Here is a 22,411-nt window from a genome sequence, read left to right as displayed (position 1 = left end):
TTTCCAGCGGGACCATTATGAAAACTCAGCGTTCGCTAAATGCCTGATCAAGCGAGACATAAACCGGCTTGAGCAGATATTGCAGCAATGTCCTTTCACCCGTCTGGATGTCGGCCTGAACCGTCATGCCAGGGATAATCGGCTGAGCGCGGGCACCCTCACCGACCCGGTCGGAATCAAGTGCCACCCGTCCTTTATAATACGGTCGTCCATCTTCATCAACAAAAGTAGAGGCCGATATCGATACCAATTCACCACTGATACTACCATATCGTATATAGTCAAATGCACTGACTTTAACAGTCACCGGCTGCCCAAGATGGACATGACCGATATCCTCGGTCGAAATCCGGGTTTCCGCGACCAGTGCATCATCGGTCGGAACCAGCTCCATGACCACCTGTGCCGGGGCAATCACCCCGCCGATCGTGGTAAATTGCAGCCCCTTGATATAACCCTTGGACGGGGCGCGGATTTCAAGTCGCGCGACACGGTCCTTAAGCTTGCGCAGCGCTTCATCGGCCTGGGCAATTTCACCGCCAAGCCGCCCCAGTTCACTTAGCGCTTCCTCGCGCTGGCTGTTTCGAAGTTCGTTCTGGCGCAGATTGGCTTCGGCGATGGTTTCACGCGCACGCGCCATTTCCGCAATGACACTTGAAAGATTGCCCTGCGCTTCGTTCAATTCACGCTGGATATTGAGGAACAGGACCTTGGAGTTCAGCCCCTGTTCATACAGCGAGCGGCGCATCGTCACTTCTTGGTTAAGCAGTTCGACAGAACGGCGCAAAGTCCCTTCCTGCTGCTGGAGCTGGGCCAGTTCGGCGTTGCGTTCCTTGATCTGAACGTCAAGGATTTCGCGCTGGCTGCTATCAAGGTCGGTTTTGATCCGATAGATTTCCTGCTGGTTTTTTGCCAGTTCCGGATACTGGTCCATCAGCAGGGTGAAGTCGGGATCGCGCGATTCGGCAAGTGCGCGATAACGTTCGGCTTCAAGACGCAGGCTGGCCAGTCTGGTTTCGGCCTGCGACAGTTCGGCCTGTGATGCTTCGGGTTTCAACCGCATCAGAACCTGGTCTTTTTCGACCAAGTCACCATCCCGCACCATGATTTCGGAAATGATGCCACCTTCAAGATGCTGGATCTTGTTAACCGCCCCGGTCGGCATGACCTGCCCGAAGGTGGTTGCCGTTTCCTTGATCTGGGTGGTTGCCGCCCACGCGATCAGCGCGATAAAGCCAACCGAAAGCATCACCATTGCCGAACGGACAAAGACCGAAATCCCGCCTTCTTCGAGCAAGACGGCATGTGACAGATAGCGTGCCATACGGCGCGACTGGCGGAACCGTTCAATTGCGGTGTTCTGAACTGCTTCGCTCATAGGAAACCTCCGTCAAGCACCTGCTGCTTGATGCGTGCTGGCGGCGCATCGGCGCGCACCTGACCTGCTTCAAGAACAATGATGCGGTCGGCCAGATCAAGATGGCTTGGCCGATGGGTAATCAGGAAAATCGTCGATCCGCCGCGCAGACGGTTGATCGCATGCTGGAATGCCCGATCCGCTTTTTGATCCAGACCATTGGTCGGCTCGTCAAACAGGATGATCGGTGCTTCGCGGACGAAGGCACGCGCAAGTGCCAGGCGTTGCAGGAAGCTTGTCGAAAAGCGCGAGGAATGCTGATCGCCGATCCGTGTTTCAAAACCGTCGGGCAGGGCTTCGATTTCCGAAAGAATACCCGCCGACATACAGGCCATCCGCAATTCATCGGGTGATGCAATCGGATTGGCAAGGCGCAGGTTTTGCGCAATTGATCCACGGAAAAATTCAACATCCTGCGGCACATAGGAAATGGACTGACGCAAGGTTTGCGGATCCATCTGGCGAATGTCCGCGCCGTCGATCAGAACCGCACCGGCCTGTGGCTGATACATCCCGGCGATCAATTTGATCAGCGATGACTTGCCCGCCCCGTTCGATCCGACAAGCGCAACCACCTGTCCGGCCTTGATATCGAAATTCACCCCGACCAGTGCCGGATCGGAGTCCGGCGTATATCGGAAGCTGACACGCGAGAAGGTGACATTGCCCTCGAAACGGCGTTGGCCAACCGTGCGCGGCACCAGATCACGTTCCGGTGCCAGCGTCATCAGACGGTTTATCTGCCGGACAGACCCGCGAAGCTGTGCCAGCCGCGGCATACCGACAAACGCCTGATTGATCGGGCCAAGTACACGCCATGCCAGCATCATCGATGCCACAAGTGCGCCGACGGTCATTGAACCCGCCATGACCTGAACCGCGCCAAAGGCAAGGATAAGCGCCCCGGATGAGACCATCAGAATCTGTGCCGATGTGTTGATCAGATTATTGATCATTGCCACCCGGAACCCGGCATAAGCCGTATCGGCCGAAATATCGCGGAAACGCGACAGCCAGCGATGTTCTGTGCCTGTATATTTCAACGCCTGCATCTTGCCGACCGTCTCGACCAGAAATTCCTGCCGGTTCGCACCATTGCGGCCAAGTTCCGAAACCCGTCGTGACACCACCGGAAAAGACACCAGCCCGATCAGGACAAAAACAACGATCAGCCCAATCGGGATAAGTGCAAGCCACCCCCCAAGGATCGCCAGAACAATCAGGAAGATCGGCAGGAAGGGCATTTCCAGAATGACAAGCGCCATCGGGCCGCTAAAGAATTCGCGGACGCTTTCAAAGTCGCGAATCCGCGAAATCTGAACCCCGACCGGGGCACGTTCGGTAAAGGCGGGTGGCAGGGACAGGAGCCGTTCGAAAATGGCACTGCTGACAAGTGTATCAAGGCGCGCCCCAAAATGGCTGACCATCTGGCTGCGCAGATTGCGCAGGACCCAGTCAAGGATCAGGACAATCCCCATGCCGATCCCGAACTGGATCAACATGGGGATCGACCGCGTTCCAATGACCCGGTCATAGATCCCCATTACGAAAATCGGGCTGGCCAGCGCCATCAGGTTCAGCATCAGGGTAATCAGCAAAAGCTGTCCACCAAGGGCGGAAAACCGGTCGGTTATTCCGCCAAACCAGCCGCGTTTGTCCTCTTCAAAAAACCGTTCGTGACGCCCGGCCTGGGTAAACTGGAACAACCGCCCGGGAAGATTGCCCGGCTTGATCACCATTTCGCGGCTGGTGCCGCCATCAAACACCCGGATGCCCGCATTTTCCGGCTTGATCACCACAAGTGCGGTGCCGTTATCGGGCACGAACAGACAGGGCATCAACCGATCATCGATCCGATCAAATGTGGTATCGATTTCGCGCGACCGGTAATTCAGGTTCGCCAGCACATTGCGAAAATCGGTCAGATCAAGGGCCTCGTCCATATGCGGCAATGCTTCTGCGACCTGACGGGGCAACCCACGCCAGCCAAGCGCCTGCAACAAAGGCCACAGGCAGGCATCAAAATCCGACTGGGCGTCATTGCTGGCAAGGCCCATGCGGTAATTCAGCGCGAAGTCCATGTTTTCGATATTCATGACCGGCCTCCTGCGCTTGCGACTTCTTCTGCCTCGATCACCGGCTGGGTGCCGCTGCGCCGCAGGACCGGCACCAGACGTTTTTCAATCAGGCGATATTGTCTGTCGGCAAGGGCGATCAGTGACGGTCGGTGCGATACCATCACCAGCGTACAATGTTTGCGAAGTTCAATCAGAAGACCGGCAAGAATGTTGTCACCCGCGATATCAAGCGAACTGTTGGCTTCGTCAAACAGCACGATGCGCGGATAGTCGATCAGGGCACGCGCAATCGCGATACGCTGCTTTACGCCGCGCGGAAGGGTTTCGGATGCCTGCCCGCCCACTTCGGTATCGTAACCGTCGGGCATGCGCATGACGATTTCATCAAGCCCCAGACGCCGTGAAATTTCCACGACACGGTCCGTGCCGATTTCCTTGCGGAAGGATGTGATGTTTTCAAGGATCGTTCCCTTGAACATCACACCATGTTGCGGCAGATAGGCAATCTGGCGGCGGATCGATTCCGATGCATATTTATTTGGATCACGACCATCGAGCCGCACCGAACCGCGATCAGGGCGTAACGCCCCCATCAGAAGCCACAGCAAGGTGGTTTTCCCGGTACCGTTTTCACCGGTGATTGCAACAGATTCACCGGGCTGTATCGCAAGCGTCAGATTTTCAAAAACTGTGTCCCCGCCCGCGTGCGAAAAACTGACATCTTCAAGCTCGATACGCCCTTCAAGCGGCGGCATTTCAGCAGCATCGTCGGCATCTTCGGGCGGCAGACGGAAAAGTTCGCGGCACCGATCACGCGCAACCCGAATGCTTTGAAACTGGGTCCAAAGACCCATGGCACGTTGCAGCGGCTGGATTGATCGCCCGGCCAGCATCGTGCAGGCGGCAAGCCCGCCCACTGTCAGATCGGCATTGATAACCAGAAGACTGCCGACACCGGCAACAAGGATCATCGTGATCATCGAAAAGCTGGCACTTGAATTGATCGCGGCATGGGCGCAACGCGCGGCGACAAGGTCATCCTCGGAACACTGGATTTGCAGTTGATCATGGCGACGGATCATCAGGTTTTCCATCGCCATCGCCTTGATGGTGTGAATGCCGGTCAGGGTTTCGATAATGAAATTATAGCGCCGCTCGTCGGCCTGACTGCGTTCATCAAGCGCGCGACGCAGCCGCCGCCCCAGGATCATTGCGGTCAGCATGAAGGCAAACAGAATGCCCAGCGGTACCAGCACAAGCTTGCCACCGATAATGGCAATCAAACCAAGGAACAGGATAATGAACGGCAGATCGATCACCGCCCCGATTGCCTGCCCGGCATAAAAGTCACGCAGGACATTCAGACTGTTCAGCCGCTGAAGATGCTGGCCAGGTGCGGTTTTTTCATAATCGGAAAGACTGGTCGCCAACAAATGACCGACAGCAGCCTGCGAACTTTTATGTTCGAACTTTGCCGCCGACAGCGACGATATATAGGCCCGACCAAGGCGCAAAGCCGCTTCAAGCACCAACGCGCCAAAAACCCCGATTATAAGCAAGGTCAAAGTCGGGATGGCATTATGGGGCAGCACACGGTCATAGACCTGCAACAGGGTCACCGGCAGTGCCAGCGACAGCAGGTTGATCACAAGTGCTGCGAGCAATATGGCAAAACGGCCTGCCCCCAGATGTGACAAAGTGCCGATATGCAGGCCAGGCTTGCGTTTCATAACGCAGTCATTCTCCAAGTCGAAGCGAAACCATACTAAAGTAGGTGTATTATACCTTGATATAGTATCAATAGCCCATGACTATGCTGGAGGCAAGAAAATCCTGAAGGTTCTACAACCCGGTATGTTGTTCGCGCCGTACCTGGTGTCAGATCAGATTACAGCCTGTAAAAGTTATTCATCGCCGCGCAACCGGTCCGTTGCCCGCCTTTCGGCCTTGGTCGGACGTCCGCTGCCCGCTTCGCGTTCAGCAATCGGAGCGGTTCGGATATCGGCCGCGACCTCTTTTTTCGCCACACGTGGTGGCGAGTGATCAATGTAAAGCTGCTGGGCTTCGGGGGCGGGGCCACGTCGTTCGCCAGGTGCCACCACTTCGATCACGCGCAGATGCGGGCCCTGAAAGAATTGCAGCCGATCCCCAACAACGACCGTAACGCTGGCTTTGGAGACGGACTGACCGTTCAGAACGATATGGCCCGACTGGCATGCCTTGCTGGCAAGCGAACGGGTCTTATAGAACCGCGCATACCATAGCCATTTATCGATACGGACTTTGTTGCCTGTCTGATCAAGTGTCATGGATTGATTTTACCATCCCAAACGCAATGCGGCGACCCCGCAAAGGGTCGCCGCATCACAGAAAACAGGTCGGGATCAGCCCTTTGCCGCCAGCATTTCCTTCAGCTTGGCAAATGGCGAATCCTCGTTGATCTGATTGTTTTTGGCCGGTGCATTGTTCGGACGCCCCTGACCTTTGCCACCACGGTCGCCGCCCTTGTTCGGGCCGCCACGGTTCGGGCGTTGACCGCCTTTGCCTTTCGGCGCGCCTTTGCCATGGGCTTCCTGACGCGGACCGCCACGCTGGCCTTTGCCTGCACCACCGCGCTTGCGGCGGTCGACACGGACAAAATATTTAACCTCGACGAATTCCGGCTCGGCTTCGGCTTCACCGGCTACCGGGGTCACTTCTTCGGCGGGCGTTTCGCTGACGGCGTCGGCCGGTGCTTCTTTGGCTGCTTCATCGGCGCTTGCGGCTTCAGCAGGAGCTTCCGGTGCATCTGCACTTACAGCAGCAGGTTCAGAAGCAGGTTCAGAAGCCTTTTTAGCAGCTTCCTTGGCATCAAGTTCAGCCTTGCTGACCTTGACCACCTCGGCACGCCAGCCAAGTGCAGTAAACACGCCTTCGGCCTGCTCGACCGTGCAGCCCAGAAGCGACAGCAGATCGGGATCGGGTTTTACCTTGCCATCATTTTCGCGCGCCTTCTGGCGCAGCAATGCGGCAAAACGTTCGAGCATGTCAACGCGTGCGGCAAGCGGCCCGACCGGCATGTAACCGGCAGCCAGATAGAAGCCCTTGGAATTGCTGCGATCATTTGGAACCGATGTGCGACCTGCCGGTGGCAGTTCCGGAAGCGCATCAAGTTCGCGCGAAATCGCCCAAAGGATGCCGCGCAGTTCGACGGGATCGGGTTTCAGCGCATCAAGCACATGAACCGTTTCAACCCCCAACCGCACGCCAAGCTTGGCCAGCGCCTTGCGGTCTTCATCCGAAAGATCCTTGATCAGGCTTTCAAGATCGGCACGCGGCACACAGCCCAGACCTTCGTTCAATTGGAACAGAAGGCCGCGAATCGGACCGGGAAGCTGACAATCGCGCAGGCGGGTCAGCATTTTCAGGCGCGCTTCGATATGGGCGTTGACGAAATTCTGAAGCCGGGTCCTTACGCGTTCGCGGGTCGGGCCGTCAAAAAACTCGCTGTCAATGACCTGGACGTCGGGGCTGAGGACGGTGTCGCCCTTTTTCAGCCCACCGACAACCGCCCCGTTCCACAGGACTTCCAGTTGACCATTCACCGCGAATTTGTCGTCTTCATCGGTTTCCAGTTGTTTGACACGCTGCGCAATCTCGCCAGTCAGTGCACGACGTGCAGCACTGGCGATTGCCTTGCCTTCAAACGCAGCATCGGTTTCATCGGCGATGAAACGGAATCCTTCCAGTCGGCCGACGTATTCACCTTCGACCTGGACTTCACCATTCGCAGTGATGGTAGACATGAGTTCAGACTTGTCCTTGAGACTTTTCAATAAAACCGAAGTTCGTCTGTCAACGAACCTTTGGGTCAGGCGTTCATGTAGCACATCAGAGAGCTTATCCTCAATGGCCCGCGTACGTTCCTGCCAATGATTGGCATCTTCGAGCCAGTGATGCTTGTGCGATACATAAGTCCAGACGCGAATACCCGCCAACCGTGATGACAACTGATCGATATCACCATCATAACGGTCCAGGCGCAAGACTTGTTCGCCCAACCAGTCGACCGGCAGTTTACTATTTGGTTTTGCCAGATAGCGATAGATAGATGTTAGCAGCCTTGGATGCGCATCGGTATGGATATTTCTGAAGTCCGGAATCTGGCAGACTTCCCACAATAATTGCACCCGATCCGGGGCCGATGCGATGCGCGCGACGTCTTCGTTCTGCGATAAATGCGCCAGCATGACTTCATCGACCGGTTCGCGCGCCAGAACAAGTGTCGGATTGTCCGACCGCTTGCGCAGCGATTTCTGCAAGGCATCGACGGTTCTGAAATCCAGTCGCGCATTGCGCCAGAAGACTTTGGCAAGCGGTTCGAATTCGTGGGCTTCGATCTGTTCGATAATATCGGGATCGATCCCCGAAAGATTGCCCGTCACCCCAAAGGTGCCGTCATTCATATGACGTCCGGCGCGCCCGGCGATCTGGGCGGTTTCCGCCGCCGAAAGCCCGCGATTGAACTGACCGTCAAACTTGTGAAGGGCCGCAAAGGCCACATGGTTCAGTTCAAGGTTAAGCCCCATGCCAATCGCATCGGTCGCAATCAGGTGTTCGACCTCGCCATTCTGGAACATCTCGACCTGGGCATTGCGCGTGCGCGGGCTAAGCGCGCCAAGCACCACCGCCGCCCCGCCCTTCTGGCGGCGGACCAATTCGGCAACGGCGTAAACTTCCTGTGCGGAAAATGTCACGACGGCGGATTGTGATGGCAGACGCTGGATCTTTTTCGATCCGTTATATGTCAGAGTCGAAAACCGTGCGCGCGTATCAAATTCGACATTGTCGATCAGTTGACGGATCACCGGACGGATGGTTTCCGCCCCCATGAACATGGTTTCGCTGATACCGCGCGCATGCAACAGCCGGTCGGTAAAGACGTGCCCGCGTTCGGGATCGGCACACATCTGGATTTCATCGATGGCCAGAAAATCAACCTGCTTGTTGACCGGCATGGCTTCGACCGTACACAGGAAATAGCGTGCTGATTTCGGAAGGATGCGTTCTTCGCCGGTGATCAGGGCCACCGCACCCTTGCCAACACGGGCGACCGCGCGATCATAGTTTTCGCGCGCCAGAAGCCGCAGCGGAAAACCGATCATACCCGAGGTATGCGCCAACATCCGTTCCATGGCCAGATGGGTCTTGCCGGTGTTGGTGGGCCCCAATATGGCAAGGATACGGGGACCGGTTCGGGTTGAAATCTGCATCAAACTTTTCCAGCAGGCATCGCGGATGATTTCGCGCGCCTAGATCAATGCGCCTTTCAACACGCCGCATCGCACAATGTCAAGCATTCTGCCGCATCGGCAAGAGTATCCCAATGCATTCCGTTACGGATCAAGACGTTCCATCTGACGGTTCGTGATCCTGTGCGTCATCAAGTTCAAGCAACCGCGCACCGGGACCATCCGTTGCCAGTTCATCCGACGGGTTGCGAAGCGGGCAGTCGCTGATCGAAAGGCAGCCACACCCGATGCATTTGCCCAATTGATCGCGCAGCAGGGTCAATTGTTCGATCCGGGCATCAAGATCATCACGCCACCGCGACGAAAGCTTTTCCCAGTCCTGTGTCGTCGGGGCCCGGTTAATTGGCAGCCCCGATAACGCATTCCCGATTTCGGCCAACGGAATGCCGGTGCGTTGTGCGACCTTGATGATCGCAACCCGGCGCAGGATACCGCGTGGAAAGCGTCGCTGATTGCCATCCGTTCTGATCGAGGCGATCAGCCCCTTGCGCTCGTAAAAATGGATCGCCGATACGGCAAGTCCGCTTCTTTTGGCGACTTCACCCACACTGAGATAGCGGTGCAATGGCCCGGGTTTCACCATTTTCCTGCCCTTTCCGTTATTTTTTCATGGCGTTCTGATGCGCTTGAAATTCATCATTGACCTCAACTATTGTTAAGGTTCTATAGATTTACTCCTTGCTGCGAAATAATCAAGGAGTGACGTCATGAAAGAGACTTTCAATCTTGCACTGATCTATGGCAGTGCCCGTGAAGACAGGTTCTGCGACACGGTTGCCGACTGGGCGATCAAAATCCTGAAAACAGATCCGGATCTGTCGGTTGATATTATCGATCCGGCGAAGCTCGATCTGCCATCCCGTCACGTCGGCAATGCGCATCCCGGTGTTGCCGAACTCCAATCCGCTCTTGCCGAAGCCGATGCCTTCCTCGTTGTCACCCCGGAATACAATCACAGCTTTACCGGCGAACTGAAATTGCTGATCGACGCAGCCAAGCCCGAATGGCGCCGAAAGCCATTGGCATTTGTGTCCTATGGCGGAATGTCGGGTGGTTTGCGGGCGGTCGAACAATTGCGACTGGTTTTTGCCGAATTGCATGTCGTGACCATGCGCGACGTTGTCAGCTTTGCCAATGTCTGGGACCAGTTTGATCCGAATGGTTATCCGATCGACAAAGCCGGGTCCGAGGCGGCCCTTAAACACATGGTCAATGATCTGAAATGGTGGTCGCGCACATTGCGCGACGGCCGCTATCCACAAGCCCGGGCCGAAATGCCGGAGGTCACGATATCATGAACGGGGCGGTCAACTGACCGCCCCGTCATTTCAATTACTCGCTGTTGTTAACAGGAACCCTAGTGGGCGCGCATCCGGTCGACATATTCCTTGAGTTGACGGCGCGCCGCCTGATAGCTGTTTTTGAGCGCGATATAGACATCCTCATGGGCATGATCGGCACTGTCGCGCTTAACCATAATCTCCTTACCCGGCACATGAATTCCGAAATGAACCGCATAGCGGTTTCCCTGTGCGTGGGATGCATGGGGTCTTTCCACGATGACATGACAACTTGTCATGCGGTCGAAGGTTTCTTCCAGTTTTTGCACCTTGAAGCGGATCCGCTCGTCCAGCGCATCTGATTGATCAACATCACGGTAGGTGATTTGAACGGGAACCTTCATATTGCGGCCTCCTGTTATAGAGCCTGAGACATTCACAAGGCATTGCACCTTGCAATTATCCGAAACGTTTGCCGTTTCGGGGCAGGACAGGACCCAAGACAACTTCCGCAAGCCTCGCGCCCTGTAATGAAACCGTCTTTTTATATACTTAGGATACAGGGCTTGCGCTGCAAGATGCGTTGACGCATATCAAGCACTGCCTGAAGGTTGCCAAATCGGGACCCAGCAGCGCAAATTGCACATAGTGGATTGAAATTACAGGAGAACACAGAGGTCATGACGGAAGAAAAAATGCGGTTCGAGGCTGAAGTCAGCCGCCTGCTCGATATCGTTGTCCATTCGCTTTATTCGAACAAGGACATCTTCCTGCGCGAGCTCATTTCCAATGCGTCGGACGCCTGCGACAAGCTGCGCTACGAGGCGATTGCCAAACCGGAACTGCTCGCAGGGGATTCAGAATTCAAGGTTCGTCTTCTGACCGATAACGTCCGTAATGTTCTGACGATTGCCGATAACGGGATCGGGATGAACAAAACCGACCTGATTGAAAACCTTGGCACGATTGCCAATTCAGGCACCGCGAAATTCGTCGAGGCCCTGTCGAAATCTGACAAAGCCAAGGATGTTGACCTGATCGGTCAGTTCGGCGTCGGTTTCTATTCCGCCTTCATGGTTGCGGGTCAGGTCGACGTCGTCACGAAAAAGGCCGGTGAAGATCAGGCGTGGAAATGGTCATCGGATGGCAAGGGCGAATACACCATCGCCGAAGCCGAAATGGAAGGCCACGGCACCCAGATCACCCTGCATCTGACCGATGATTTCAAGGAATTCACCGAAGAATATCGCCTGCGTCATATCGTCAAAACCTATTCCGATCATATCGGCATCCCGGTTGTCCTGATGAAGGCAGATGGCAATGACGAAACGCTGAACGAGGCATCGGCACTCTGGACCCGTCCGAAATCCGACATTACCGACGAACAGTACAAAGAGTTCTACAAACACAATTCGCACGCCTTCGACGATCCGTGGAAAACCATCCACTATCAGGCCGAAGGTGCGATTGAATATACCGGTCTTCTGTTCCTGCCGACCATGCGCCCGTTCGATCTTTATGATCCGGCGCGCAAAGGCCATCTGAAACTTTATGTCCGCAAGGTCTTCATCACCGAGGGTGCGGATGACCTTCTGCCGCCTTGGTTGCGGTTTGTGTCCGGTGTTGTCGACAGCCAGGATCTGCCGCTGAACATTTCGCGCGAAATGCTGCAACACAACCCGGTCCTGACCAAAATCAAAAACGGCCTGACCAAAAAACTCCTGTCCGAACTTGAAACCGCATCGAATAAAGACTCGAAAGGTTTCGAAACCTTCTGGGAAAACTTCGGCTCTGTCGTCAAGGAAGGCCTGTATGAAGACTACACCAACCGCGACCGCATCCTGAAACTGGCACGCTTCCGTTCCACGCATTCGGATGGCTGGACAACGCTTGCCGACTATGTCACCCGCATGAAGGATGGTCAGAAGGCGATCTATTATATCAGCGGCGAAGACGTCGATGCGCTCAAACGCAGCCCGCAGCTTGAAGGTTTTGCCGCCAAGGGCATCGAAGTTCTGCTGCTGACCGACCCGGTGGATGAATTCTGGTTGCCATCTGTTGGCCAGTTTGAAGAAAAAGACTTCAAATCGGTCACCCGTGGCGGGGCGGACCTTGCCGACGTCAAATCCGATGACAAGGATGATGCCAAGGACGACAAGAAAGACGATGCCGCATCCGATGCGTCCCTTGATGCCCTGATCGCATCGATCAAGATCGCACTTGGCACCAGCATCAAGGACGTCCGTGAATCAGATCGCCTGACCAGTTCGGCCTGCTGTCTGATTGCCGATGAAACCGGCATGGATTTGCGGATGGAACGCCTGATGAAGCAGCATAACCGTGTTGATGAAATCAGCCCGCGCATCCTTGAAATCAACCCGAAACACAGCCTGATCAAAAAGCTGTCGGACATTGCCATCAAGGACGCCAAGACCCCGATCCTTCATGACGCCGCCCTGCTGTTGCTTGATCAGGCCCGCATCCTTGAAGGCGAAGCCCTGCCCGACCCGGTCAGCTTCGCCCGTCGCCTTGATCTGGTGATGGAAAAGGGTTTGGGTAGCTAAGCTTTCCCTGCCCACACCGTACAAAAGATGGCGGCGCGTCGATGGACGCGCCGCTTTCTTTTTGGCTATAACACCGAAACCGGCAAAGGCCATCAAAGGCCGAACAGGGAACGAAGCGACCATGAAACGACTTGAAAACCGGATTTGCATCATAACCGGCGCGGCGCGCGGCATTGGTGCTGCGATTTCAACAGCCTTTATCAAAGAAGGTGCTGACGTCATAGCAACTGACCGAGACGAAGGTGCGCTTCTGGCATTTGCCAAGGAGGCAGGTTGCAAAACCATGCGCCTTGATGTCGGCAACGAGGATGACTGGCAAAAACTTGCCGATGCCTATCCGGCCATTGATGTCATGGTCAACAATGCCGGCATTACTGGTTTTGAAGACGGCATCGTCGCACATGATCCGGAAAATGCATCTCTTGCCGACTGGCGCGCAGTCCATCAGGTTAATCTTGACGGTACATTTATGGGATGTCGCTACGCCATCAGGGCCATGCGCCAGCGTCAATCGGGCTCGATCATCAATATTTCATCGCGCTCGGGAATGGTTGGCATTCCGGCTGCGGCGGCCTATGCCTCGTCCAAGGCGGCCATTCGCAATCACAGCAAAACTGTCGCGCTATATTGCGCACAACAGGGTTACAATATTCGCTGCAATTCAATCCATCCCGCCGCCATTCTGACACCGATGTGGGAACCGATGCTTGGCAACGGTCCGGATCGCGACGCCCGCATGGCAGCCCTTGTCGCTGATACACCGGCTAAGCGTTTCGGCACCCCGGACGAAGTCGCGGCACTTGCCGTTTTGCTGGCATCGGATGAAGCCGCTTACATGACGGGAACGGAACTAACAATTGATGGTGGATTGCTGGCCGGTTCGGCGGCAACGCCGGGGTAATGTAAACGTGCATGAAATGAAGCATCGTCCGACATTTTAAGCCCGTCACTTTACGATTATGTCATGAAGTTTGCGCCATAGTGCGACACGAACATGTACGCGACCGATAGACTCAGGATGCAAAACCGATGATGAACTGGCAAAAATTGCTGTCGCCTGAACGTCTGGGCACACGACATTCAAGTGTCGGGGCATTCGGTCGATCCGATTTTCACAAGGATTACGACCGGATCATTTTCTCGTCGGCTTTCCGGCGTCTGCAACGCAAGACGCAGGTTCATCCGCTGCCTGAAAACGACAATGTCCATACGCGCCTGACCCATAGCCTTGAAGTATCCTGTGTTGCACGGTCCATGGGACTTATGGTCGGCCATCAGTTGGCCGAAAAAGGCCACCTGCCCGACGGAATTGAACCCGATCATATGGCCGCCATTGTTCAGGCCGCCGCCCTTGCCCATGACATCGGCAACCCGCCATTTGGCCATGCCGGGGAATATGCCGTGCGTCAGTGGTTTCTGGATGCCGATCCCAAATATCTTGCGCCGCTGTCCGAGGCAGAACGCGCCGATCTGACCACCTTTGAAGGTAATGCGCAGGGGTTCAGGTTGCTGACCCATAAACGAAGTGGCCTTTATGACGGCGGCATGCGCCTGACCTATGCGACGCTGGCAAGTTTTGTAAAATATCCATGGTCGGCGATTGGCAGTCCTTATCCCGAAAAAATGAAATTCGGTGCGTTTCAGCGCGAAATGGATTTGCTGACCGAGGTTGCCGATGCCACCGGCCTGATCCGCACCGGGGCGCAATCGTTTTGCCGCCATCCGCTGGTTTATCTGGTCGAAGCGGCCGATGATGTCTGTTATGCCCTGATTGATATCGAAGATGGTGTCGAACTGGAACTGGTTGATTTCAGCGTCTTTGAAAACCTGTTATTGCCCTGCATTCCCGACGACATTCCTAGCGAATATCACCGTGAAACCAACATCCGGCGCAAGATGACCTTCCTGCGTGGCAAGATCATCACCGGGCTTCTTGATGCGCTGACCGATGCCTTTGTCTTGCGCGAGGAGCAGTTGCTGAACGGGGCAGTCGATGGTGATCTTCTGTCCTGTGCCGATGGCCCGTTCAACGAAATGATCGCGACCGCCAAACAGTTTTCAGAAAAGCAGATCATTCTGAACCGGCGCAAAGTCCAGATCGAGGTCGGCGCATTTGCCTGCCTTGAAACGCTGCTTGATACCTTCTGCAAGACGGCCCTTGAAATCCATCAGGCGAAGGATGACGCAGAGCTTTCCTATCGTACCGGGCGGGTTCGCGAACTGATCGGCAATGATTCGATGCCGGTCGGCGCACCGCTTTACAACCTGTATCTGACGATCCTTGATTACATATCGGGCATGACCGATGACTTTGCCGCCCGTCTTGCGCGCGATATCGGCGGTGGACAGCATTGATGCGCGGCAATCGTAACGGCCGGACGCAAGCATAGGAAACGGGACGATGTGGTTATTTGCCCCGTTCATCGGTCGCTATCGCAGGCGTCTGGCTTTTATGGCGGGCGCAGGAATGGCGGTCGTCGTTTACGGGCTGGTTGAACAAAGCACACGGCCCGAAATACAGGCATGGTACTGGCCCGGACTTGCCGGATTTGTTGCCTTTATTGTCACCCGCTTCATCGTATCGCGCTTGATTGGCCGGTTTGTCGGTGGCGTCCGACGCCACATGCATTAACAAAAAAAGACAGGCCCAAAGACCTGTCTTTCAGAAACGATGCGGCGTTACCGCCAATATCATCAGCATGCGTGAACATATTGCAGGAAATTAACCCTGCCCACCGCCCATGGCCTGACTGATTTTTTTGTCGGTGTTGTACTGGCTCAACGCATAGACAGCCCAGATTGCCGCCGGAATCCACCCCAGAAGGGTAATCTGCAAGATCAGGCAGATGATACCTGCAATGGGCCGCCCGATGGTAAAGAACAACAACCATGGCAGCAGAAGCGCGATGAGTAACCGCATATATTCATCCTCTTTGTTATGTCGGCTTACATGCCGTCTTCAAATTTCACCGTAACAACCCTGTTGCCTTTTTCGGCGACACCATCAGCAGTCGGAACCGGTACGTTGGCCTCGCCGCTGATGCTGATGGCAAGCCTGCTGGGGCTGACGCCATGATCACGCAATGCCTTGACCACCGCATCAACGCGCGATTTGGCAAGGATGTCATTATACATCGAATCACCGGCCCGGTCAGCATAGGCTGTAAGACTGATCATTTTCGGGTCGTATTTTTCATATGCTTCGACAATCCCGTCAATAACCGGCATCGCCTTGTCACCAAGAACGGCACTGTCGAACGCAAAGTAGATTTTCATCGGTTCAGGCATCATCATCGGCGCAGCCGCGGCCATCGGCTTTTGATCAAGTTCCGCCTGAACAAGGGCAAGTGCCTGATAGAACGAGGCACGGCAATTATCGATGTCTTCCTGCTGAATGTTTTCTTCAAGTTCCTGCATCCAGCAATCGAAAGCAGCCTGGGCCCGCGCGGCGGCCTCTGGTGCCTTGTCCCGTCCGCCCGCATCAAAGGCCGCCATCAAATCAGCCCGTGCAACACTGATTTCTGCCAGGCCTTCCTGGGGCAGGTTTCGATCTGCCAATGGCTGCGGACCTGTATCCTGTCCCATCGCCGCCGTTTTCGCGCGGTTGGTGAAGTAACGCGCATCCGCCCAGTCCGCTTCGTCATATTCGGCTTGCGCAAGGTCGGAATACGCCTGATGAAGGGCTGCATCAAATGCCGACCCCGTATCGGTCATCCCGCGAACGCCCGGAATATCCATGTTCGCACAGGCCGCAAGAAAGGCAGCTGCGGAAACAGCAAAAAGCAGTTTAGCTCTCATCGGTCTTCACTCCTTGTCTGGATGACGACAATAATGATCCCAATCCCAATATTTTATTTTCAGGGCGCATAACCAACCGGTTGATCCGGCTTGATGGCAAACGCCGCGTAACCCATGCAATGCATCGATCTTTGTTGGGCGGTGTAAACCGTTGTCGATGACCAGATCGGAAGAGTGACCAGACCCCGAAAATAATCTTTCCGGTTCATATTGCCGAACAAGATTCCCCAAGACGACACCGTCCATCGGTGAAATGTTTCCATACCCCAAAATATATGGAAACCAAATTCATGAAAAAAAGCAGGGAGATAGAGAAAATCTCACATCAGTAATATGCGGATTGTCCTTGTGCGGTGCGGCAGTACCGTCAATTCGCCGTTAAAAAGAAAAACGGAAGGAGCGATAACCGCCCCTTCCGCCAAGACATTGATTATAAGGATATTATTGAAATATCCCGTAATTCCGGTTCCGAGTCCCGTTATTCGGACGAACCGCCAAACAGTCCCTTGACCGCATCACCGACGGCACCCGCACCGTCCTTGACCACGCCGCCGGTTCCGGTTGCAGCACCGCCAATCAATCCGGTCACACCCTTGCCAAGGTCACCGACCCCTTGCAAAAGTCCATCGACATTCAGACTGGAAACCGATTTGAACACCGCGGTGTTAAGGGCGGTGATGATTTCTTCGGCGACTTGCGCCGGTGTCGCCCCGCCTTCTTGCTTGCCAATGTCCTTAAGGTGGATTTCAGGAAGTCCCGAAGACAGTTTTTTACCCTGCAGCATCGCGGCCGACACACTGACATTGCCGTTGCGGATATAGACATTATCAATCACGACCTTGGTACCCGAACCGTCATCGGCGGCGGTATCTGCCTTGTCGCCACCTGCACCGGTCGGGCCGGAGACACGCTGGACAAAGCTTTCAACATTGCGCTGAATGGTCGCGATGTTTGACGAACCCTGCCCCAATTCATAGGTCACACTGGGCGCATCCACGATCACCTCGATCACGCGGATGGTATTGCTGGTAAGCGTCGAACCATCCAGTCGCACCGAAATATTGCCCAGCGAAAAGGCATGGTCGGTTTCAAAACCATCCGGGTTCCCGACAACCAGCCCGCCAATGGATGCCGTGTTCTGGGTGGTTTCAATCTTGACATTATCCACCGTCACATCGGCCAGCGTCACACGGGTTCCAGCCTCTTCGATGGTTGCTTTGACGATATTGTCAAGATTGACATAGACATACACCAGTCCGGCAACGACCAGCAAAATGATGGCTGCCAACGCGATGAGGATCTTTTTCATTGCCCGTATCCTGTTTTTTGTTTCATCGGGATAAAACTGCTTAAAGAATTGGGGACGTTCGTTTCCGGGTTGAATCAGAAGCTTCACCCCGGCACGCCCCGTGATCAAGACCTTTTAGACGAAAAAACAGCGGACTGGATAAATCCGGCCCGCTGTTTGATGCTGAAAAAACGGTATTCAGATATTGAACTCGACAACCACCGGTGCATGATCGGATGGTTTTTCCCAGTCACGGGCAAGGTCATAGACCGATGCGGTACGAACCGATCCGGCCATATTCGGTGTCATCCAGACATGATCCAGACGACGCCCCTTGTTGCTGGCCCGCCAGTCGCGTGAACGATAGCTCCACCAGCTAAACAGTTTTTCCGGCTCTTCGACGATTTCACGCACCGAGTCCACGAAATCACCGGATTTACGGAATGCTTCGAGCTTTTCAACTTCGATCGGTGTGTGGCTGACAACTTTCAAAAGCTGCTTGTGCGACCAGACGTCATTTTCCGACGGGGCAATATTGAAATCCCCGACCAGAATGGCCTTGCGATCCGGGTCGGCAACCCGGCGTTCCGCCCACCATGCGGTCATTTCATCAAGGAAGGAAAGCTTGTGGGCAAACTTTTCATTGATTGTCACGTCCGGTTCGTCGCCCCCGGCCGGGATGTAGAAATTGTGCAGCTCGACCCCGTTTTCAAACGTCACCATACAGTGACGGCGGTCTTCCTTGCCACAGAAATGCTTGATGTCGACTTCCGCAAACGGCAACCGCGACAGGATCGCAACACCGTTATAGCTTTTCATGCCATGGTTATGACGATGAATGTAACCGGCGGCTTCAAATGCCTCGTGGGGGAAATGCTCGTCCGGGCATTTCAGTTCCTGAAGACACAGCGCATCGGGTTGTTGTTCTTCTAAAAACTTTATGACCTGTTCGATGCGCAATCGAACGGAATTGATATTCCAGCTGACGATTTTCAAAACGGACTCCGTTTCCTGATGAGGTGAGTGGGCCCTGACCCTTTAATCCCTGTATCTTGATATCCTGATGCTATTTCAGTGTAACCGACAGTTCGGCGACATCGGCAATCACCACATCCATGCGGTCACCGCGAACCACCTGACCGACACCTTCGGGGGTTCCGGTAAACAGCAGATCACCTGCCTTAAGCTCGATCAGGGTCGACAGATGCACCAATGCGTCAACCATCGGCCAGATCATTTTGGCGGTGGTATCATCCTGTTTGACCGTGCCATTGACCGACAATTTCAGATTGGTTGCCTGCGGATTGCCTGCGTCTGCCTTGGGGCGGATTGCCGAAATCGCGGCACAATCATCAAAGGACTTTGCCATATCCCACGGCAAACGGCGGTCCTTAAGGCCGGCCTGCACATCACGGCGGGTCATATCAAGGCCCGCAGCATATCCGAAAATGGCAGCTTCAACCGCCGCACGATCAAGGTTCTTGCCCCCCGCACCAAGGGCCACAACAAGCTCCCCCTCGTAATGGAGGTCCTCGGTTCCCGACGGATAGGCAAGATCACCGTTGCCAACCTTCAGGCAATCCGTCGGCTTCATGAAGATGCAGGGCGGGGTATCGGCCGGGTCGGAGCCCATTTCGCGCACATGGTCGGCATAATTCTTGCCAATGCAGAAGATGCGATTGACCGGGAAAAGCTGATCCGAATTCTGCACCGGAACGGTAACCGGCGTAGCTGCGGGAAAGACGAAACGCATGGTGGCCCCCTTGAAGGAAATCCTGATGGAAATATTGTCCTTACTGATACCCAAGCTGCTGATAAATTGAAATGCTTTGAGTACGGATTTAATCCGCCTCCCTGTCAGAAGCTGTCAGGAGGATGCTGCACCATCAAATCAGGTGCCCTCAAATGGCCGGTTGCTTGACCGGTCACTGATTTAGTGACCTAGTTGGCTGGTGCCTGCCCGTCTGCTTGTTGCTGGTTGCAAAGGTTTCTGCATGTCCGATCATCATATTCAGCCATTACCGGAAATCCTTGCACATCTGAATGTTTCCCCCGAGGTCGGCCTTTCGGAAACGGACGCCACAGAACGCCGGAAGAAATACGGCAGGAACAGCCTTAAGGACCAGAAGCACGTCTCGTTCTGGACCATCCTGATCCGGCAATTTGCGGGGCTGATTGTCTATATGCTGGCGGGTGCCGCGGCCCTTTCATTTTATTTCGGCGACCTGACCGAGGGCATTGCCATCGTCGTGGTGCTGATCATCAATGCAGCCATCGGCTTTACATCCGAATTCAGGGCCATCCGTTCGATGGAGGCATTGCGAAAGCTTTCAAGTGTTCACGCCAAGGTAAGGCGGGATGGGCAAATCCACGTGCTGGAGGCCCGCGACATCGTACCGGGCGATATTGTTATCTTTGAAGCGGGCGACATTATTCCGGCTGATATCCGTTTGATAGAATGCAGCAACCTGCAGGCAGATGAATCTGCTTTGACAGGGGAGTCCGTTCCGACGGACAAAACCATCAACCTGCCCGATGATGCCAGAACCGATGAAAACCTGCCGCTTGGTGATCGCACGAATATGGTGTTCAAGGGCACAGCCATCAGCCGCGGGGACGGATCGGGTGTCTGTGTTGCCACCGGAATGACAACCGAACTTGGTCATATCGCGGCGATGACCGAAATGGCAGAAGCCGAAACATCACCACTTGAAAAACGTCTTGATACGCTGGCTGGTCATCTTATCTGGGCCACTTTGGGACTGACCATATGCATCGCCATTGTCGGCATTTATGTCGGCAAAGACATGGTGATGATGCTCAAGACCGGTATCGCCCTTGCGATTGCCGCCGTCCCAGAAGGATTGCCGATTGTTGCAACGGTTGCCCTTGCCCGAGGGATGTGGCGGATGGCGAAACGCAATGCCCTGATCAAGAACCTGTCAGCCGTTGAAACGCTGGGTGCGACCACGGTTATCATGACCGATAAAACCGGAACGCTGACCGAAAACCGGATGACGGTCGTGGCCCTCAGGACCTCGGAAAACGAAGTTGATTTTACGTCATCTCCTGACGCATTGCTGGCAGTAAACAGCCCCGAAGAACTGGCCATACGGATTGCCGTTTTGTGCAACGACGCAATTCTGCTGCCATCCGGCAGCACGGAAAAGCACATTGGCGACCCGATGGAACTGGCCCTGCTTGAAGTCGCCCGGAATGCAGGCATTGACCAGACAGAACAACAAGCCAGATACCCCGAAATCGCCAAGGAAGCTTTCAGCGCGCAGACCCGCATGATGGCAACCTTTCATCGCGATCAAAACACCCCCGATAACCTGTTTGTTGCGATCAAGGGCGCACCCGAAGCCGTCATAAAAAACAGCACCGGCTTCCTTGAAAATCATGGCCCGCGTGAAATGGACGAAAAAGCCCGGCGTCGCTGGTCGGATTTAAGCAATGACATGACGCAAAAGGGCTTGCGCGTTCTTGCCCTTGCGATGAAAAATGCCCCTGCGGTCGATACGCCCCCCTATCAGGATCTGATCCTGATTGGCCTGATCGCCCTTCTTGATCCCCCGCGAGAAGATGTGCCTGCCGCAATACAGGCCTGTCATGCGGCGGGGGTTCGGGTCATCATGGTAACGGGCGATCATATCGGCACCGCCAGGAATATTGCGGCGCAAGTCGGACTTTGCGATGCAACCGCATCGGGACTTGAAGGCAGGATGCTTCAGGCAACCGACCTGACGCAGAAAACAGAACGTGACCGCATTCTTGCCACCCCCGTTTTTGCAAGGGTCAGCCCCGAAGCAAAATTAAATCTGGTTTCCCTTCACCAGCAGGCAGGTGCCATTGTTGCCATGACCGGCGATGGCGTTAACGATGCCCCCGCGCTTAAAAAGGCTGATATCGGCATCGCCATGGGCAAAAGAGGCACAGACGTCGCCCGCGAAGCCGCAGACATGGTTCTGCGTGACGATGCCTTCCCGTCAATCGTAACCGCGATGCATCAGGGACGGGTTATTTTTGCCAATATACGCACCTTTGTGCTGTATCTGATGTCATGCAATCTCAGCGAGATACTCGTGATCGGCCTTGCCGTGCCAAGCGGGCTTCCCTTACCGCTTCTGCCGTTGCAGATTTTGTATCTTAACCTTGTAACGGACGTGTTTCCGGCTTTCGCACTTGGTATTGGCGAAGGAGACCGGCATGTGATGAACCAGCCCCCGCGCGATCCCAAAACACCGGTTCTGACCAAACAGGATTGGGGCGGCATTCTTTTTTACGGCGCATTGATTACGGTCGGAGTACTTGGTGCTTTTGCCATGGCACTGCATGTTTTCAACCTTGGGGATCAGGAAGCTTTGTCGGTATCGTTCCTGACCCTTGCAACCGCACAGTTGCTGCATGTTTTCAACATGCGTGCCCGATCTTCCGGCTGGATTTTCAACGATGTTACCCGCAACCCTTTCATCTGGATTGCCTTGGGAATTTGCGTGCTCCTGATCGGATTGACGCTTTATGTTCCCGAATTGTCCCGGCTGCTCATGATTGCACCGCCCAGCGGCACGGGATGGCTTCTGGTGATCGGGGCAAGTCTGGTACCGCTGGTTATCGGGCAGGCAGCGAAAATATTCACCAAACCGGCAAAGCAGCCTGTGTCGTCTTAAGGCCAATCACCCTACGAAACGCAAT

The 22,411-nt window shown here is 54.9% G+C and carries 18 protein-coding genes; 6 read left to right on the top strand and 12 right to left on the bottom strand.

The window, feature by feature from the left end:
* Positions 1–25: 25 nt before the first annotated feature.
* The 6 genes from TH3_RS02900 to soxR form a co-directional block, all read right to left on the bottom strand.
* Positions 26–1,378, bottom strand: a complete 1,353-nt coding sequence (locus TH3_RS02900; RefSeq protein ID WP_007088893.1) for an HlyD family type I secretion periplasmic adaptor subunit — start codon at positions 1,376–1,378, stop codon at positions 26–28.
* Positions 1,375–3,513, bottom strand: coding sequence for a peptidase domain-containing ABC transporter (locus tag TH3_RS02895; protein ID WP_007088894.1), 2,139 nt, complete (start codon positions 3,511–3,513; stop codon positions 1,375–1,377). Before TH3_RS02895 ends, TH3_RS02900 begins: the two co-directional genes overlap by 4 nt.
* Positions 3,510–5,225, bottom strand: a complete 1,716-nt coding sequence (locus TH3_RS02890; protein WP_007088895.1) for a peptidase domain-containing ABC transporter — start codon at positions 5,223–5,225, stop codon at positions 3,510–3,512. The genes TH3_RS02895 and TH3_RS02890 overlap by 4 nt, the downstream gene beginning before the upstream one ends.
* Positions 5,226–5,399: 174 nt before the next feature.
* Positions 5,400–5,804 carry an RNA-binding S4 domain-containing protein gene (locus TH3_RS02885; RefSeq protein WP_007088896.1) on the bottom strand — a complete coding sequence of 135 codons (405 nt, stop codon included), beginning with the start codon at positions 5,802–5,804 and terminating at the stop codon, positions 5,400–5,402.
* Positions 5,805–5,879: 75 nt separating this feature from the next.
* Positions 5,880–8,747: a helicase-related protein gene (locus tag TH3_RS02880; protein WP_007088897.1), complete on the bottom strand. Its 2,868-nt coding sequence runs from the start codon at positions 8,745–8,747 to the stop codon at positions 5,880–5,882.
* A 130-nt stretch (positions 8,748–8,877) separates the two neighbouring features.
* Positions 8,878–9,369, bottom strand: coding sequence for a redox-sensitive transcriptional activator SoxR (gene soxR, locus TH3_RS02875; protein WP_007088898.1), 492 nt, complete (start codon positions 9,367–9,369; stop codon positions 8,878–8,880).
* A gap of 124 nt (positions 9,370–9,493) precedes the next feature.
* Here soxR and TH3_RS02870 point away from each other — a divergent pair, with 124 nt between their 5' ends.
* Positions 9,494–10,084 (top strand): NADPH-dependent FMN reductase, encoded by a 591-nt coding sequence (locus tag TH3_RS02870; protein WP_007088899.1) that lies wholly within the window; start codon positions 9,494–9,496, stop codon positions 10,082–10,084.
* Between the two features lie 59 nt (positions 10,085–10,143).
* Here TH3_RS02870 and TH3_RS02865 read toward each other — a convergent pair whose 3' ends face one another.
* Positions 10,144–10,470, bottom strand: coding sequence for an HPF/RaiA family ribosome-associated protein (locus TH3_RS02865; protein ID WP_007088900.1), 327 nt, complete (start codon positions 10,468–10,470; stop codon positions 10,144–10,146).
* A 276-nt stretch (positions 10,471–10,746) separates the two neighbouring features.
* Here TH3_RS02865 and htpG point away from each other — a divergent pair, with 276 nt between their 5' ends.
* The 4 genes from htpG to TH3_RS02845 all read left to right on the top strand — a co-directional run bounded on the left by htpG (position 10,747) and on the right by TH3_RS02845 (position 15,262).
* Positions 10,747–12,630 (top strand): molecular chaperone HtpG, encoded by a 1,884-nt coding sequence (gene htpG, locus TH3_RS02860; protein WP_007088901.1) that lies wholly within the window; start codon positions 10,747–10,749, stop codon positions 12,628–12,630.
* A gap of 121 nt (positions 12,631–12,751) precedes the next feature.
* The gene (locus TH3_RS02855) at positions 12,752–13,531 is read left to right on the top strand and encodes an SDR family NAD(P)-dependent oxidoreductase (protein ID WP_007088902.1); all 780 of its coding nucleotides are present in this window, start codon (positions 12,752–12,754) and stop codon (positions 13,529–13,531) included.
* A 128-nt stretch (positions 13,532–13,659) separates the two neighbouring features.
* Positions 13,660–14,985 (top strand): deoxyguanosinetriphosphate triphosphohydrolase, encoded by a 1,326-nt coding sequence (locus TH3_RS02850; RefSeq protein WP_007088903.1) that lies wholly within the window; start codon positions 13,660–13,662, stop codon positions 14,983–14,985.
* A 46-nt stretch (positions 14,986–15,031) separates the two neighbouring features.
* Positions 15,032–15,262 (top strand): hypothetical protein, encoded by a 231-nt coding sequence (locus tag TH3_RS02845; RefSeq protein WP_007088904.1) that lies wholly within the window; start codon positions 15,032–15,034, stop codon positions 15,260–15,262.
* A 90-nt stretch (positions 15,263–15,352) separates the two neighbouring features.
* Here the strand turns inward: TH3_RS02845 and TH3_RS02840 are convergent, their stop codons facing one another.
* The 5 genes from TH3_RS02840 to TH3_RS02815 form a co-directional block, all read right to left on the bottom strand.
* Positions 15,353–15,550: a YqaE/Pmp3 family membrane protein gene (locus TH3_RS02840; protein ID WP_007088905.1), complete on the bottom strand. Its 198-nt coding sequence runs from the start codon at positions 15,548–15,550 to the stop codon at positions 15,353–15,355.
* Between the two features lie 26 nt (positions 15,551–15,576).
* Positions 15,577–16,428, bottom strand: a complete 852-nt coding sequence (locus tag TH3_RS02835; RefSeq protein ID WP_007088906.1) for an OmpA family protein — start codon at positions 16,426–16,428, stop codon at positions 15,577–15,579.
* A 478-nt stretch (positions 16,429–16,906) separates the two neighbouring features.
* A complete protein-coding gene (locus TH3_RS02825; RefSeq protein WP_007088907.1) occupies positions 16,907–17,737 on the bottom strand; it encodes an AsmA family protein in 831 nt (276 codons plus the stop codon).
* A 177-nt stretch (positions 17,738–17,914) separates the two neighbouring features.
* Complete coding sequence (xth, locus tag TH3_RS02820) at positions 17,915–18,712, bottom strand: exodeoxyribonuclease III (RefSeq protein ID WP_007088908.1); 798 nt, start codon at positions 18,710–18,712, stop codon at positions 17,915–17,917.
* A gap of 70 nt (positions 18,713–18,782) precedes the next feature.
* Positions 18,783–19,469 carry a fumarylacetoacetate hydrolase family protein gene (locus tag TH3_RS02815; RefSeq protein WP_007088909.1) on the bottom strand — a complete coding sequence of 229 codons (687 nt, stop codon included), beginning with the start codon at positions 19,467–19,469 and terminating at the stop codon, positions 18,783–18,785.
* Between the two features lie 241 nt (positions 19,470–19,710).
* On the opposite strand from TH3_RS02815, the gene TH3_RS02810 reads away from it, so the two are divergent.
* Positions 19,711–22,386, top strand: coding sequence for a cation-translocating P-type ATPase (locus TH3_RS02810; protein WP_007088910.1), 2,676 nt, complete (start codon positions 19,711–19,713; stop codon positions 22,384–22,386).
* The last annotated feature ends 25 nt before the right edge of the window (positions 22,387–22,411 follow it).

It is taken from the genome of Thalassospira xiamenensis M-5 = DSM 17429, assembly GCF_000300235.2.
Classification (GTDB): Bacteria; Pseudomonadota; Alphaproteobacteria; order Rhodospirillales; family Thalassospiraceae; genus Thalassospira; species Thalassospira xiamenensis.
The sequence above is the reverse complement of the archived record's forward strand: the minus strand, read 5'-3'. Positions and strand labels throughout refer to the sequence as shown.